The 15,028-nt window shown below is 61.1% G+C and carries 12 protein-coding genes and 5 tRNA genes; 1 reads left to right on the top strand and 16 read right to left on the bottom strand.

Going from position 1 to position 15,028, the window contains the following annotated elements; translation table 11 throughout:
• Nucleotides 1-7: 7 nt before the first annotated feature.
• From rpoB to J8C05_RS01080, 13 genes are all read right to left on the bottom strand, one after another.
• Entirely contained in the window at nt 8-4,447 is a 4,440-nt protein-coding gene (rpoB, locus tag J8C05_RS01140; RefSeq protein ID WP_211422407.1) for a DNA-directed RNA polymerase subunit beta, read from the bottom strand.
• A 458-nt stretch (nt 4,448-4,905) separates the two neighbouring features.
• Complete coding sequence (rplL, locus tag J8C05_RS01135; RefSeq protein ID WP_211422406.1) at nt 4,906-5,298, bottom strand: 50S ribosomal protein L7/L12; 393 nt, start codon at nt 5,296-5,298, stop codon at nt 4,906-4,908.
• Nucleotides 5,299-5,457: 159 nt separating this feature from the next.
• On the bottom strand, nt 5,458-5,976 hold the full coding sequence (gene rplJ / locus J8C05_RS01130) for a 50S ribosomal protein L10 (RefSeq protein WP_211422405.1): 519 nt from the start codon (nt 5,974-5,976) through the stop codon (nt 5,458-5,460).
• Between the two features lie 95 nt (nt 5,977-6,071).
• On the bottom strand, nt 6,072-6,758 hold the full coding sequence (rplA, locus tag J8C05_RS01125) for a 50S ribosomal protein L1 (protein ID WP_459543829.1): 687 nt from the start codon (nt 6,756-6,758) through the stop codon (nt 6,072-6,074).
• A 105-nt stretch (nt 6,759-6,863) separates the two neighbouring features.
• Nucleotides 6,864-7,289 (bottom strand): 50S ribosomal protein L11, encoded by a 426-nt coding sequence (rplK, locus tag J8C05_RS01120; RefSeq protein WP_058868283.1) that lies wholly within the window; start codon nt 7,287-7,289, stop codon nt 6,864-6,866.
• 134 nt (nt 7,290-7,423) lie between these two features.
• Nucleotides 7,424-7,987: a transcription termination/antitermination protein NusG gene (gene nusG / locus J8C05_RS01115; protein WP_058868284.1), complete on the bottom strand. Its 564-nt coding sequence runs from the start codon at nt 7,985-7,987 to the stop codon at nt 7,424-7,426.
• A 22-nt stretch (nt 7,988-8,009) separates the two neighbouring features.
• Complete coding sequence (secE, locus tag J8C05_RS01110) at nt 8,010-8,276, bottom strand: preprotein translocase subunit SecE (RefSeq protein WP_211422403.1); 267 nt, start codon at nt 8,274-8,276, stop codon at nt 8,010-8,012.
• A gap of 63 nt (nt 8,277-8,339) precedes the next feature.
• Nucleotides 8,340-8,415: transfer RNA gene (locus J8C05_RS01105), tRNA-Trp, on the bottom strand.
• Between the two features lie 11 nt (nt 8,416-8,426).
• Nucleotides 8,427-9,614, bottom strand: coding sequence for an elongation factor Tu (gene tuf, locus J8C05_RS01100; protein WP_211421594.1), 1,188 nt, complete (start codon nt 9,612-9,614; stop codon nt 8,427-8,429).
• Nucleotides 9,615-9,704: 90 nt separating this feature from the next.
• Nucleotides 9,705-9,777 (bottom strand) — tRNA-Thr (locus J8C05_RS01095).
• Nucleotides 9,778-9,782: 5 nt separating this feature from the next.
• A tRNA-Gly gene (locus tag J8C05_RS01090) sits at nt 9,783-9,857 on the bottom strand.
• Nucleotides 9,858-9,869: 12 nt separating this feature from the next.
• Nucleotides 9,870-9,956 (bottom strand) — tRNA-Tyr (locus J8C05_RS01085).
• 17 nt (nt 9,957-9,973) lie between these two features.
• Nucleotides 9,974-10,046 (bottom strand) — tRNA-Thr (locus J8C05_RS01080).
• Between the two features lie 239 nt (nt 10,047-10,285).
• On the opposite strand from J8C05_RS01080, the gene J8C05_RS01075 reads away from it, so the two are divergent.
• Entirely contained in the window at nt 10,286-10,495 is a 210-nt protein-coding gene (locus J8C05_RS01075) for a hypothetical protein (RefSeq protein WP_058880724.1), read from the top strand.
• A gap of 34 nt (nt 10,496-10,529) precedes the next feature.
• Here J8C05_RS01075 and J8C05_RS01070 read toward each other — a convergent pair whose 3' ends face one another.
• From J8C05_RS01070 to J8C05_RS01060, 3 genes are read right to left on the bottom strand one after another with little or no spacing between them, the layout of a single operon-like run.
• Entirely contained in the window at nt 10,530-11,177 is a 648-nt protein-coding gene (locus tag J8C05_RS01070) for an MBL fold metallo-hydrolase (protein WP_211422402.1), read from the bottom strand.
• Entirely contained in the window at nt 11,174-11,905 is a 732-nt protein-coding gene (locus J8C05_RS01065) for a Fic family protein (RefSeq protein ID WP_211422401.1), read from the bottom strand. Before J8C05_RS01065 ends, J8C05_RS01070 begins: the two co-directional genes overlap by 4 nt.
• A 6-nt stretch (nt 11,906-11,911) precedes the next feature.
• Complete coding sequence (locus J8C05_RS01060) at nt 11,912-15,028, bottom strand: efflux RND transporter permease subunit (RefSeq protein ID WP_211422400.1); 3,117 nt, start codon at nt 15,026-15,028, stop codon at nt 11,912-11,914.

Below are 15,028 nucleotides of genomic sequence, written 5' to 3'. Positions count from 1 at the left end.
GACCATCTCAGCGACGCGACAGGTTGGTGGGTGGCTCGGCGGACGCGCCATTCGAGTCCTCCGAGCGCTTGATGAGTTCGACATCGAGGCACAACGACTGGAGCTCCCGCACCAGCACGTTGAAGGACTCCGGTACGCCGGGATCAAAGTCGGTTTCCCCCTTCACAATCGCCTCGTAGCTCTTCGAGCGGCCGGCCACATCATCCGATTTCGCCGTCAACAGCTCCTGGAGAATGTGCGCCGCCCCGTACGCTTCGAGCGCCCACACCTCCATTTCTCCGAAGCGTTGACCACCAAACTGTGCCTTGCCGCCCAGTGGCTGCTGCGTGATGAGGGAGTAGGGCCCGATGGAGCGGGCGTGAATCTTGTCATCCACCAGATGGGAGAGTTTCAGCATGTAGATGTAGCCGACCGTGACCAACTGCTCGAAGGGTTCGCCCGTCATGCCGTCATAGAGCACGGTCTTGCCGGACTGGTTGATCATCGGCAACTCGCCTTGGGATTCCCGCAGCGCCGCCGCTTCGGCCAGCTTCTGCTTGACTTCGGCTTCTGAAGCCCCGTCAAACACCGGCGTGGCAAACCGCACGCCAAGCACGTGCGCCGCCCAGCCCAGGTGGGTCTCCAGAATCTGACCGACGTTCATGCGCGACGGCACGCCCAGCGGATTGAGCACGATTTCAACGGGCCGGCCGTCGGGCAGGTAAGGCATATCCTCCTCGGCCAGAATCTGGGCAATGACCCCCTTGTTGCCGTGCCGCCCGGCCATTTTGTCGCCCACCGAAAGCTTGCGCTTCATGGCGATGAAGACCTTGACCATCTTGATGACGCCCGGCGGCAGTTCATCGCCCCGTTTGAGTTTTTCCACCTTCTCCTCGTGCAGCTTCTGGAGAATGGCAAATTGGCGCTTGGTGAACTCTTCGAGTTCCCTGATTTCGGCCGCCACGTCAATCTTGGGATTCTGAAGCTCGATTTTCTTGAGCGTGGACAGGTCCAGCGTCTTGAGGAAGTCGAGCGTCAGCACTTCCCCCTTGCCCAGCACGGCCCGCTTGTTGACGAGCACATCCTTGGCGACTTTCTGCCCTTCCAGAATTTCGTAAATCCGCTTGTTGCGCTCGTCTTCGAGGATGCGGCGCTCATCTTCGAGGTTTTTGCGCAGCCGCGCCTCTTCCTCCTCCTCGATGGCCAGGGAGCGTTTGCACTTTTCCTGCCCTTTCCGGGTGAAAATCTTGACATCCACCACCGTGCCTTCGATGCCCGGCGGACAGGTCAGCGACGCATCGCGGACATCCCCCGCCTTTTCGCCAAAAATGGCGCGCAGGAGCTTTTCCTCCGCCGTGAGCTGGGTTTCGCCTTTGGGCGTCACCTTCCCGACGAGAATCGAACCCGGCTTGACGCGGGCGCCGATACGGATGACCCCGGATTCATCCAGATCACGGAGGCTGGATTCCGAAACATTCGGAATGTCGCGGGTGATTTCTTCCGGGCCGAGCTTGGTGTCCCGCGCTTCGATTTCGAGTTCCTCGATGTGGACGGACGTGTAGGCGTCCTCCTGCACGAGTTTCTGCGAAATGAGGATGGCATCCTCGAAGTTGTAGCCACGCCAGGGCATGAACGCCACGAGCACGTTGCGGCCCAGCGCCAGCTCGCCCTGGTCGGTGCAGGGGCCATCCGCCAGCACATCGCCTTTCTTGACCCGCTGCCCGACGCGCACGATGGGTTTCTGGTTGATGCAGGTGCTCTGGTTGGAGCGCCGGAACTTGACCAACTGGTAAATGTCAGCCGTCACCTCACGCGAGAGCGTGCCGGGCTGCGTGGTATCCACCCGGATGATGATGCGTTCGGAATCCACGCTGTCCACGATGCCATCGCGGCGGGCAATGACGACGGCGCCGGAATCCTGAGCCGTGACCCGCTCCATCCCCGTGCCAATCAGCGGCGCTTCCGCCCGCAGCAGGGGCACGGCCTGCCGCTGCATGTTTGCCCCCATCAGTGCGCGGTTGGCGTCGTCGTGCTCCAGAAACGGCACGAGCGCCGCTGCCACCGACACAAGCTGCTTGGGCGATACGTCCATAAACTGGATTTCTTCCCGCGAAACCTCCCGAAAATCCCCGGTCTTGCGGGACGACACCCGTTCATCCACGATTTCGAGCCGGTCATTGAGGCGGATGTTGGCCTGCCCGATGGTGTATTTGTCTTCCTCCCAGGCCGAGAGATAAAACGGATAGGGTTCATATTCAGCCGGTTTTTGGCCTGGCTTGAGCGCCGCATTGGCGGCCTCGGCGTCCGACAGTGGCAGATGGGTTCCGGGTCGCAGGTTGGTGTCGCCGCCGTTGGTAATGCGGACGTACTCGATGACCCGCCCGTTTTCCACCTTGCGGTAGGGCGACTCGATGAAGCCAAACTCGTTGATCCGCGCAAAGCACGACAGGGACGAAATCAGTCCAATGTTCGGACCTTCCGGTGTCTCAATCGGGCAGATGCGGCCGTAGTGCGTCGGATGCACATCGCGCACCTCGAAGCCAGCCCGCTCACGGGAGAGTCCGCCCGGCCCCAGCGCCGAAAGCCGCCGCTTGTGGGTGATTTCCGACAGCGGATTCGTCTGGTCCATGAACTGCGAAAGCTGCGACGAACCGAAGAACTCGCGCACGGCCGCCATGACCGGCTTGGCGTTGACGAGGTCGCGCGGCATCGCCTGCTGCATCTCCTGGTGGATGGACATTTTGTCCTTGATGGCCCGCTCCATGCGCACCAGGCCCAGCCGAAACTGGTTTTCGAGCAACTCACCGACGGCGCGCACCCGCCGGTTGCCCAGATGGTCAATGTCATCGGCGTCGTAGAGCAGTTCCTGCCCGTCGGGCCCAATGGCGCGCCCCTTGCGCAGTTTGAGCAGGTAGTTGATGACATCCACGAAATCGCGCGGCGAAAGCGTTTGCTGGTCAAGGTTCGCCCGTTCGGGATACCCCATCTTGATGTTGAACTTGAGCCGCCCGACGCGCGAGAAGTCAAACTTCCGGGCATCGAAAAACATCCCGTAAAACAGTCCCCAGGACGTCATGATGGTGGGCGGATCACCGGGCCGCATCTTGCGGTAGATTTCCAGCAGTGCATCCACAGGCCGGCGGATGGTGTCTTTCTTGAGCGTTTGCTGGAGAATCGTCCCGATGTCATCCCGTTCCGGGAAATACACCTCGAAGCTCCCGACCCCGGCGACAAAGAGCTTTTCATACTCGCGTGCCGTCAGCTCCGTCCCGGCCTCAACCAGAACCTCACCGGTTGCCGCATCCACAATATCAGCCAGCGCCGTCGCTCCCGGCAGGTCCGGCGCACTGACCGGAATCCCGGTCAGCCCGGCTTCACGGAAGGTTTTCAGGTGCTTTGGCATGACCTTCTGCCCCGGCCGCAGCAGGGTCTCACCGGTTTCGGGATGCTGAACCCCACCCGTGAGACGCATATCGAGCAGCATGGGACTGATGGGAAACCAGAGCGTTCCCTCACGAACCTCCATCGTCGCCACCTGGTAGAACTGCCGCAGGATTTCAACGTCCGTACACGTCGTCGCCTTGATGCGCTCCTCCAGTTGGGCATCGGTATAGTCGCCCCGCTCAATCGCTTCCAGATCGAGCTTCTGGATGAGCGCCAGTGCGCGCAGAAAGATCGTCGCCAGAAACTTCCGCTTCCGGTCAATCCGCACGTAAAGCAGGTTTTTCTGGTCGTATTCAAACTCCACCCACGAACCACGGTAGGGAATGACTTTCGCCAGGTAGGTCGGCGACTTTTCAAAGAACACCCCCGGGCTGCGGTGAAGCTGGGAAACGATGACTCGTTCCGTCCCGTTGATGATGAACGTGCCGTTGTCGGTCATCAGTGGGATGTCGCCAAAGTACACGTCTTCGTCCAGAAAGTTGCGGAGGCTGCGCTGTCCGGTTTCCTCGTCTTTGTCCCAGAGCGTCAGGCGGATTTTGACCTTGAGCGGAACGGCATACGTCATGCCGCGCTCCTGGCATTCCCGGACTTCGTATTTGTGCTTGAGACCGACCGGCTCGCCACACACATCGCAGGTGGTGACGATATTTTTGTTGGCCGCGCCACAGGCGTGACAGATCACGTCTTCACCGGAGAGCGGATCAACCTGAATGACGGCCCCGCAGTTGTGACAGTTGGAGCGCAGGAACTGCAAGCCCTCGTTCTTGCCACACTTGCACTTCCACTCGCCAATCGAGTATTCGACGAAGCTCAACTGGGCCGTGTCACGGAAATCCTTGATGGGAAATACGGATTTGAAAACTGCCTGAAGACCGATGTTTTCACGCTCTTCAGGGAGCTTGTCCATCTGGAGGAAGCGATAGTAAGACTCGCGCTGAACCTCGATGAGGTTCGGAATACGAATCGCCGTCTTGATCTTTGAGAAGTCGTGACGCGCCCGCGTCTCCTTACCGTTGTACGACATAAGCCAAAGACATGCCTTTCCGCATCAAACCAGCCCCGGAAAACAACGGGCACGGGAAAACGCACCCGTTGAAAAACGGGCTTTTCGATGCGCGTGAAGTAAGGAAGCCAACAAGGAAATGGTGCAGCGAAACCAGTTGGGAAAACAACGGGTCAGGGCCGGACCGGGATCACCTGCCGCAGCCGGCCGGCCACAGTCGCCCGTCAGGTGACAAGGGAAAGCCACTCGTGCATACCCCGTAACCACGAGCCAGTTGGCGCCACTGACGTTGTTCAAAAGCGCCTCCCGCCACCAATGAATGGCTCAAACCGGACAGGCTTTCCAGTCCGGACAGGTTTTCCAGGCCGGACGGGTTTTTCAGGTAAGCCCTGTGCTCAAAAGGCAAGCCCACCACCTGCCCTGACCTTGGACATGGTGGTGGTAATCTGCCCCTACCGCCCCGCCGACGACAAACGTTCTTACTTGACTTCGACGGACGCTCCGGCTTCCGTCAGCTTGGCCTTGATAGCCTCGGCCTCGGCCTTTGGAATGCCGGTCTTGACCGGCTTGGGAGCGCCGTCCACAAGGTCTTTGGCCTCCTTCAGCCCCAGCGAGGTAATTTCCCGGACAACCTTGATGACGTTGATCTTGTTGGCGCCGGCCGCCGTCAGGATGACATCGAACTCATCCTTGGCTTCCTCGGCCGGAGCCGCCGGCGCACCGGCGGCGGCGGCAGCCGGAACGGCGACCGCAGCCGCCGCAGCCGAAACTCCAAACTTCGCTTCCATCAGCTTGACGAGTTCCGCTGCCTCCAACAATGTCAATGAACCAATTTGATCGACAATGGCCGTCAACTTCTCCGACATGTTCATTCCTACCTTTCTGAACTAAAACGTAAAATCACGAGCTGCCATGGGTGGTTCAGGTAGGGGTTGTTCAGGCTCTGACCAGGCAGCGCCGCCCCCCCCTGCTCTTCCCCTGCTCCGCGACATCCGCTGGCAGATGGCTGGGTCACAACGCTCGACCGGACGCTACTCTGCCTTTTTGTCTCGTACCTGCGCCGTGACCACCGCCACATTGCGCGCCACACCACTCGTTGCCGAGGCAATCCGCTGGGCCCCGGAGTTGACCAGGAACATGATGCGGGACAGCAGTTCCTCACGGGAGGGCATGGTGGCCAGCGCCTCCATGTCCTTCTCCCCGATGGTGTTCCCGTCCACCACCCCGGCTTTGAAAGCAAACTGCTGATAGTCTTTGAAGAGCTTGAGCAGCAGCTTGGCGGCGGCCACTGGGTCTTCCGGGGCCAGGGCAACCGCCGTCGGGCCGGTAAACCGATCGCCGAGCTGCTCCAGCACGGTCCCTTTGGCGGCGCGGCGCGCCAGCGTGTTCTTGACAACGTGGTAGCGCACACCGGCCCGGCGCAGCTCACCGCGCAGCGCCGTGTCGGATTGCACCGTCAAGCCCTGAAAATCAACCAGAAAGGCATGGCGGGTGGACTGAAACTCCGCCGCCAACGCCTCCACTGCCGACACCTTTTCCTGTCGCGTCATTGTTCCCCCAACTCAGGCCCTCAACTCAGGCATTGCACAAGGACGCCCCGGCTTACCGCACAGGGCATCAACGTTTTCCTCGCTGTGGTCTGGATTCAGCTATGATACTCAGACGATGCAAGCGGTACGGCCGGCCCCATGGTTGAGCCACAGTAAGCGGCGCGCACATACCGCCCCTTGCTTGCCGACGGCTTGGCGCGCAGAACGGCTTCAATGAGGGTACGGATGTTTTCCGTGAGCTTCTCATCCGAAAAAGAGACACGCCCCACCGGAACGTGAACGACACCGGTTTTGTCCACGCGGAACTCGACCTTACCGGCCTTGACTTCCTGCACGGCCTTGCCGACCTCAAAAGTCACGGTTCCCGTCTTCGGGTTGGGCATCAGCCCGCGCGGGCCGAGAATTTTACCCAGCGCACCGACGGACTTCATCATATCCGGCGTGGCAATGAGCACATCGAAGTCCAGCCAGCCGCCCTTGATGCGCTCGACGAAGTCTTCACCGCCGACCTCATCGGCACCGGCCGTCTGCGCCTCGGACTGCTTCTCTCCGGCGGCAATCACCACCACCCGTTTGGTTTTTCCCAGCCCGTTCGGCAGAATGACCGTCCCGCGTACCATCTGGTCAGCCTTGCGGGGGTCAACGCCCAAAACCATGGTGACTTCGACCGTCTCATCAAACCTGGCGTAGGCCATCCGCTTGATGAGCGGCACGGCATCCGCCAGGGCGTAGAGCCGCCCCGGCTCGATTTGTGCCAGTGCAGCCCGGTATTTCTTGCCCATCCGTCCCATAATCGTCTCCTCTCAGGTGCCAGCGCGACCGTTGCCGTCGCTCCCTGAAATCACCGGCGCAGCCAATCTGGCCGGTGTGGTATGCCGGTTCAATACTTATTCGACCACTTCGAGCCCCATGCTGCGGGCCGTCCCTTTGACCGAGCGGATGGCCGCTTCCAGTGAAGCACAGTTCATATCCGGCATCTTGGTCTCCGCAATCTGACGCACCTGCGCCATGGTCAGCTTTCCAATCCGCTCCCGTCCGGGCCGCGCCGCGCCGCTCGTGATCCCCAACGTCTTTTTGATGAGGTCAGGGACGGGCGGTGTCTTCGTCACGAAGGTAAATGACTTGTCCGCATAGACCGTGATGACGACCGGAATTTTCAGGTCTCCCATGTCGCTCGTGCGCGCATTGAACTGCTTGCAGAACTCCATGATGTTGACCCCATGCTGACCCAGCGCAGGGCCAATCGGCGGGGCCGGATTGGCCTTTCCAGCCTGAACTTGAAGCTTGATATATGCCGTAACTTTTTTTGCCATAACGTTTGTCTATATCACTCGGTTATCTGAAGCCGGGCAGCCGGCATCACTCATACGACGGACAATGACAAAGCATATCGGACACCCCACAGGCAACGGGTTTCCCGTCCGCTGCTCAGGATGCCGGACAGGGTTCAGGACTCAGTGAAGTTGGGTTTTTCGACACCCAGGAAGTCCAGCTCAACTGGCGTCGCCCGCCCGAAAATCGTCACCATGACTTTCAGCGTACTGCGTTCGGCATTGACCTCTTCCACCACTCCGGTAAAACCGGTGAAAGGACCGCTGATGATGCGCACGGTCTCCCCAGTGGAAAACATGACCTTTGGTTTTGGATGGTCCGTGGTCTCGGTGACATGGTTGATGATCTGATTGACTTCTTCCTCAGTGAGCGCCGTCGGCTTCTGGCCGCCGATGAAGTTGGTCACTTTGGGGGTGTTTTTGATGGTGTGCCAGACACGCTCCGACATTTCGCCGGTTTCGTCATTCGTTTCAATCTGCACGAGAACGTAGCCCGGAAAAATCATCCGCGAAGTTTCGACGCGCTTGTTGCCGCGCATTTCGACGACGGTTTCCGAAGGAATGAGCACCTCCGTCACCTCGTCTTCCATGCCGTAGGCCTTGAGGCGGCTCTGCAGGCTCTCGCGTACCTTTTTCTCGTGTCCCGAATAGGTATGAATGATGTACCAGCGCTTTGCCATATACAGTCTCAGCCGGCGCGCGTTATGCCAACCACTTGAAGATCATTTCCAGGAGGCGTGTCACCACGACATCCACACCCCACAGAAAGAAACCAAAGAAAACCGCGATGCCGATGACGACAAGGGTTGTATCATAGACTTCCTCGCGCGTCGGCCAGACTACATTCCTGAGCTCACTACGTGTGTCACGGAGAAACTGGATACCGGACGACCACCAACCGGCCAGTTTTGGAACCGGTACGGAGGGTTTGCTCTCCGGTGCTGTTACTGTTTCGGAAGCTCGTTCCATGAAATACCCCGAACACCTTCTAAACTCGGCACAGGCACCTGCCCGGCGCACCAGGGAATGGATTGGCAGGGGTAACAGGAGTCGAACCCGTACTTTCGGTTTTGGAGACCGACGTGCTGACCATTGACACCATACCCCTGCAAAGCCGGTTTATTCGATGATTTCGGAGATAGTGCCGGCGCCCACCGTCCGACCACCCTCCCGAATCGCAAACCGCAGCCCCTTCTCCATGGCAATCGGCGTAATCAACTCCACCGTCAGCGCCACATTGTCGCCCGGCATCACCATCTCCACGCCCTCCGGCAACTCCGCCACCCCCGTCACATCCGTCGTCCGAAAGTAAAACTGCGGCCGATACCCCTTGAAAAACGGTGTGTGCCGCCCGCCTTCCTCCTTCGTCAGCACATACACCTCCGCCTTGAACTTCGTGTGCGGCGTGATGCTCCCCGGCTTCGCAATCACCTGCCCCCGCTCTATCTCCCGCCGCTCCACACCCCGCAGCAGCAACCCCACGTTGTCCCCAGCCTGCCCCTGATCCAGCAGCTTCCGAAACATCTCCACCCCGGTCACCACCGTCTTCCGTGTCGCCCGTATCCCAACCACTTCCACCTCGTCCGACACCTTCACCACCCCTCGCTCCACGCGCCCCGTCGCCACCGTCCCGCGCCCCGATATCGAAAACACGTCCTCCACCGGCATCAAAAACGGCTTGTCAATGTCCCGCACCGGCGTCGGAATGTAGCTGTCCACCGCCGCCATCAACTCCTCAATCTTCGCCTCCCACTGCGGCTCCCCGTTCAACCCACCAAGCGCGCTCCCCCGAATGACCGGTATCTCGTCCCCCGGAAAGTCGTACTTCGACAGCAGCTCCCGCACCTCCAACTCCACCAAATCCAGCAACTCCGCGTCGTCCACCATGTCGCACTTGTTCATGAACACCACCATCGCCGGCACCCCCACCTGCCGCGCCAGCAAGATGTGCTCCCGCGTCTGCGGCATCGGCCCGTCCGTCGCCGCCACCACCAATATCGCCCCGTCCATCTGCGCCGCACCCGTGATCATGTTCTTGATGTAGTCCGCGTGCCCAGGACAGTCCACGTGCGCATAGTGCCGCGTCGCCGTCTCGTACTCCACGTGCGCCGTGTTGATCGTAATCCCCCGCGCCTTCTCCTCCGGCGCCGCGTCAATCTGATCGTAGCTCTTCTTCTGCACCTTCGGATTCCGCTTCGCCAGCACCGTCGTGATCGCCGCCGTCAACGTCGTCTTCCCGTGATCCACGTGCCCAATCGTCCCAATGTTGACGTGCGTCTTACTCCGGTCAAACTTCTCCTTTGACATGTCAAAACCTCGATGAATAGCCGCGTGAGTTACCGCGAAAAATAGGGCGTCGCTCACCTGCTCGGGTGGACGGCGCGCAAAAATTGCGAGAGCCCATAACCGGACTTGAACCGGTGACCTCTTCCTTACCAAGGAAGTGCTCTACCGACTGAGCTATATGGGCGCGGATGGAGCGGGAGACGAGATTCGAACTCGCGACCAACGGCTTGGAAGGCCGTGACTCTACCACTGAGTTACTCCCGCTCGGGTCCAAGCTGGTGCAGGGGACAGGATTCGAACCTGTGAACTCACTCGGAGGGCAGATTTACAGTCTGCTGCCATTGACCGCTCGGCCACCCCTGCAACGATCCTTTGTGAAGAGCCGGCGATGGGACTCGAACCCGCGACCTACTGATTACAAGTCAGTTGCTCTACCAACTGAGCTACGCCGGCAAAAACCTCCTTGGTGACACACACCATGATTGCCTGGAAAAGCCACGATGATAGCACATCGTTCACGGATTGCAACGCCTTTCTTTTCCACCTTGCCGGCCCGACTTGGCCGCAGCCCCCTCCGCATGTGATAATGTTTACACTTGGAAGACCTAAGATGGCAGGTGCGCTGAACCCGGCAGGCGCTTCAGCCACCTGACGTTCACCCCACCACCTGTCACACCCTGGAGGCTAAGCGTATGTCCCCTCTTCGGATTGGATTGCTCGGTGCTGCGATTCTGTTGGCGATTGTCGGGGCCTGGATGTACATGAGCCAGGCATCCTCGACAGAGACCTACAAGTTCTGGATTGCTGTCGTGTGTTTTGTGGCGGCTGGCGGTTCAGCCCTTGGCTTCTTCCTGACCAGACCGGAAGAGCGGGCCGAAGACATCAGCATCACGAAGTTTTAGTTCACGGGTTGGCCCCCGCTGCACGCCCGCAACCTCACCGTCGGCTCATGCCCGGAAGGCGACCGGTCAGGAACGGGTTGTCGTCCAATTCACGGGCCACCGTCGTTGACGGCCCGTGGCCGGGATGAATGCGGTAGTGCTCACCCAAGGTCACGATGCGTTCTTCAATTGAGTTGATCAACGTTGGGCCGTCGCCGCCAGGCAGGTCCACCCGCCCAACCGACGAAGCAAACAGACAGTCACCCACCCACGCATCGGTTTCGTTGTACAGCATCACGTGTCCAGGTGAATGCCCGGGCACGTGACGCACCCTGACCTGCTCACGCCCGAAGGTGAGTACGTCGCCGTCTTTCAGATACACCTCCACCGGCGGCGCATCCTCCAGATCAAACCCAAACCACGAGCCTTGCTCTGGCAACTGTGTGTAGAGAAAGTCATCTGCCGGATGCAGATGAATCGGTGCGCCCGTCATGTCCCGGAGCGCCCCGGCGCTCCAGAAGTGATCCAGGTGGGCGTGAGAGACCACAATCCGCACCACGTCCAGCCGTTCTTTCTGAATGGCATCGGCAATGGCATCGAACTCCTCACCGGGATCGATGACCAGCGTCTGGCGGGTCTGCTCGCAGATGAGAAAGTACGTATGCGCCTGAAATACACCCGTCGTGACACGGAAAAATCTCACCGTCGTTCCTCCTGCTCCGTCTCGATGAGGCTGTAAGCCGCCAGCAGCCAGCGGGCAAACAGTTCCACCCCGGGCTGCGTGATCATTTGGAAAGCATACCCGACAACATCCCGATAGGCCGACTGTTCTTCAGCGACGGGTATGATGGGCGGAAAGCCAGCCCGCAGGACATAAAAACTGGACAGCAGGCGCACGAGGGTGTTTGTCCGGGCGGCAAAGGGCTGGAGATCGAGCAGGCGCAGGTGAAACAGGCCCGCCTGCTCGACGGGATGCAGTTCGGCAAAGGCATCGGTGGTGAACCAGTCAAGGGTCATCTCCAAAAGCACCGGCAAGGCGGCCGGCGCGGCCGGCTGGTGGGTCTCCACCTGGGGCCGGCCCGCAGCGGTACGCCACACCTGAACGGTGTCTCCCTGTTCCCCGACGAGTTCGCGGCAGGCCGTTTCCAGATCGTCCATCGTCAGGGCATCCCGCTGGTCTCCGGGCTTGGCGGTTGCCCGCGCCAGCAGCCACCGCGCAGCCCTTTCCAGAGCAGCCGGCGTTGTCGCATCCGACGCCGTATCAAACGGTGGCACGGCATAAGCTTCCAGCCCGGCAATCCACTTCGGCAGCCACCGTGGCTGCGCCGCCAGAACGGCCGCAGCCGGGTGCGCCTGCCGGGCCGCTTCAAGTCGCTTCGCCCAGTTCGATGAAGGGCGGTAGGAATCGTGATAAATCGGCAGTTCGGCCACGCTGACTCATCTCCCTTCCGGTGTGTCTGCTGCCTGCTCCACCCATTCATACAGCGCCGGCAACAGAAGCAGGGTCAACAGCGTGGCTGTCACTAACCCGCCGATGACGACCGTGGCAAGCGGCCGTTGCACTTCTGCGCCGGCCGAAGTGGCCGTAGCCATGGGCAAAAAGCCCAGGCTTGCCACCAGCGCCGTGGTCAGTACCGGACGCACGCGCGTCAGCGCCCCCTCGCGCACGGCGGCTTCCAGCGTCAAGCCCTGCCGCCGCAGTTGCTTCATGGCCGACACCAGCACCAACCCGTTGAGCACCGCCACGCCAAACAGGGCAATAAAGCCAACGCCGGCCGAGATGGAAAACGGCATACCGCGCAGCGCCAGCGCCGCCACGCCACCTACGGCGGCAAAAGGCACGCCGGTAAAGACCAGCGCCGCCGCCCGTGCCTGCCCGAACGAGGTATAAAGCAGTGCGTAAATCAGCAACAGGGCCACCGGAACGACCACCGCCAGCCGGGCCGCGGCCCGCTGCAGGTTCTCAAACTGGCCTCCGAACACCAACCGGTAGCCGGGCGGCAGGTCCACGGACGCCTTGAGTTTGGACTGGGCCTCGGCAACGAAGCCGGCCACATCCCGCCCACGTACGTTGCACTCGACCACCATCCGGCGCCGGCCGTGTTCACGTGACACCTGGGCGGGCCCCTCGACCAGCGTCACCTCAGCCACGGCCGCCAACGGCACCCGCGCACCAGTCGGCGTCAAAAGCACCTGGGCGGCAATGTCCTCGATCCGGCGGGCGCTGGTCTCATCAAGACGCACGACCAGCGGAAAACGCCGTTCGCCTTCATAGACCGTGCCGACTTCCCGCCCGACCACAAGTGATTCCACCAGCAGGTTGACATCCTCGACACTCAGACCGTACCGCGCCAGCGCCGGGCGGTTGGGCACAATCTGTACCTGCGGGATGCCGGCAATCGTTTCCAGTTTGACATCCGCCGCGCCGGGAACCCGGGTGAGCACCTGGGCAATCCGTTCCGCCCGGTCACGCAGCACCTCCAGATCATCCCCAAAGACCTTGACCGCGACATCCGACTTGACGCCCGAAATGAGTTCCGACACCCGCAGCTCAATGGGCTGGCTGAAGCTGAAATGCGCTTCAGGAATCCGCTGCCGCAGCGCCGCGGCCATCGCCGCCACCAGCTCTTCGCGGGTTCGGGCCGTCTTCCATTCGGCGGGCAGCTTCAACCCGATGTACATGTCGCCCAACTCAATCCCCATCGGATCGGTGGCAATTTCGGCACTGCCGTTTTTCGTGACGACCTTGGTCACTTCCGGGAATTCCAGCAGCACCCGTTCGGCTTCGGTGGCCGTGCGGACGGCTTCGGCAACCGACACACTGGGCAGGCGCTGTATCTGCACCGCCAGCGCCCCTTCTTCCAGACGTGGAATGAACTCCGCCCCCAGCGACATCACCAGCGCGCCGGACAGCAGCACCAGTCCAAAAGCCACTGCCGTGGCCTGGGCGCGCTGCCGCCGCATCCACGCAAAGACGGGGCCGTAACCGCGCTTGGCCAGGCGGATGAGCCAGACTTCATGCTCCGCAACGAAGCCGCGCAGGACAAAGACCAGCATCGCCGGGATATAGGTCAACGACAGTACCGCCGCACTGGCCAGCGCGCACATGACGGTCAGCGCCATGGGCGCAAACATTTTTCCCTCGATGCCGCGCAGGGCCAGCAACGGGACATACACCAGGGCAATGATGATCTCGCCGAACATCGTGGCGCGCCGCACCTCGCTTGAGGCCGCCACCACGACCTCCTGCCGTTCCGCCGTGGTCAGCCGCCGCCCAAGCGCATGCTGATGCTCGGCAACCCGCCGGATGCTGTTTTCCGTCAGGATGACAGCCCCATCCACGATGAGACCAAAATCAATCGCCCCCAAACTCATCAGGTTGCCCGACAGTCCCAGCATCTGCATGCCGACGGCAGCGCCCAGCATCGAGAGCGGAATCACCGTGGCGACCAGCAGCGCCGACGGCCAGTGACCCAGCAGCAGGACCAGGACACCGATGACAATCAGCGCCCCTTCGGTCAGGTTCCAGATCACCGTGCGGATGGTGCGCCCAACCAGTTCGGCCCGGTCATAAAACGGCACGATGTGCACGCCGGGCGGTAACGTCGGCGCAATTTCGGCCAGCCGTTCGGCCACGTTCTGCGTCACCGTCCGGGCGTTGGCGCCCTTGAGCATCAGCGCAATGCCGCAGACGGTTTCGCCAGTGCCGTCGGCCGTTACTGCCCCCTGCCGTACAGCGGGCGGCGCACAGACAACCTCGCCCAGGTCGCGCACCAGGATGGGTGTCCCGCCGCGTCCGGTTGCCACGACAATCTGCGCCAGGTCTTCCACCGATTGCGCCAGTCCCAAGCCACGCAACAGGTACTGCTCCTGGGCGTGGACAATCGCCCCGCCGCTCACGTTGGCGTTGTTGCGGACAACGGCATCCATGACCTCCCGCAGCGTCAGACCGTACGCCTGAAGCCGGGATGGCTCAATCCGCACCTGATACTGCTTGCTCAAACCGCCGTAACTGTTGACCTCAGCGACACCCGGCGTTCCCAGCAACTGCCGCCGGACAATCCAATCCTGGATGGTCCGCAGCCCCATGGCGTCGTAACCACTGCCGGGCGCGGCGCGCAGCTCATACTGATAGACCTCCCCCAGACCGGTTGTGATGGGGCCCAGCATTGGTGCACCACTACCCGGCGGAATCTGATCGCGCGCGGCTGCCAACCGTTCAAAAACCAACTGCCGCGCCCGGTAAATGTCCATGTCATCATCAAAGACGACAGTGACGGCCGAGAGACCAAACTTCGACAGGGAGCGGATTTCCTCGACGCCGGTCAGTCCGGCCAGCGCCGTTTCAATCGGAAACGTTACCTGGCGTTCGATTTCCAGCGGTGTCAGGGCGGGCGCGGACGTCAGTATCTGAACCTGGTTGTTGGTGACATCCGGCACGGCATCAATCGGCAGCCGCCGGAACGCATCCAGCCCGGCCAGCACGAGCAGCAGGACGCCGATGAGTATGAGCAGCGGATGGTTGGCCGAAAAGCGCAGGATACGGTCAAGCAT

It is taken from the genome of Chloracidobacterium sp. N, assembly GCF_018304765.1.
GTDB classification, from domain to species: Bacteria; Acidobacteriota; Blastocatellia; order Chloracidobacteriales; family Chloracidobacteriaceae; genus Chloracidobacterium; species Chloracidobacterium aggregatum.
The sequence above is the reverse complement of the archived record's forward strand: the minus strand, read 5'-3'. Positions and strand labels throughout refer to the sequence as shown.

Coding starts and splice junctions, on each gene's coding strand:
- rplK (WP_058868283.1), bottom strand. CDS start 7,289: ATGGCAAAAAAAGTTACGGCATATATCAAGCTTCAAGTTCAGGCTGGA.
- rpoB (WP_211422407.1), bottom strand. CDS start 4,447: ATGTCGTACAACGGTAAGGAGACGCGGGCGCGTCACGACTTCTCAAAG.
- rplA (WP_459543829.1), bottom strand. CDS start 6,758: ATGGGCAAGAAATACCGGGCTGCACTGGCACAAATCGAGCCGGGGCGG.
- rplJ (WP_211422405.1), bottom strand. CDS start 5,976: ATGACGCGACAGGAAAAGGTGTCGGCAGTGGAGGCGTTGGCGGCGGAG.
- tuf (WP_211421594.1), bottom strand. CDS start 9,614: ATGTCAAAGGAGAAGTTTGACCGGAGTAAGACGCACGTCAACATTGGG.
- nusG (WP_058868284.1), bottom strand. CDS start 7,987: ATGGCAAAGCGCTGGTACATCATTCATACCTATTCGGGACACGAGAAA.
- J8C05_RS01060 (WP_211422400.1), bottom strand. CDS start 15,028: ATGCTTGACCGTATCCTGCGCTTTTCGGCCAACCATCCGCTGCTCATA.
- J8C05_RS01075 (WP_058880724.1), top strand. CDS start 10,286: ATGTCCCCTCTTCGGATTGGATTGCTCGGTGCTGCGATTCTGTTGGCG.
- rplL (WP_211422406.1), bottom strand. CDS start 5,298: ATGAACATGTCGGAGAAGTTGACGGCCATTGTCGATCAAATTGGTTCA.
- secE (WP_211422403.1), bottom strand. CDS start 8,276: ATGGAACGAGCTTCCGAAACAGTAACAGCACCGGAGAGCAAACCCTCC.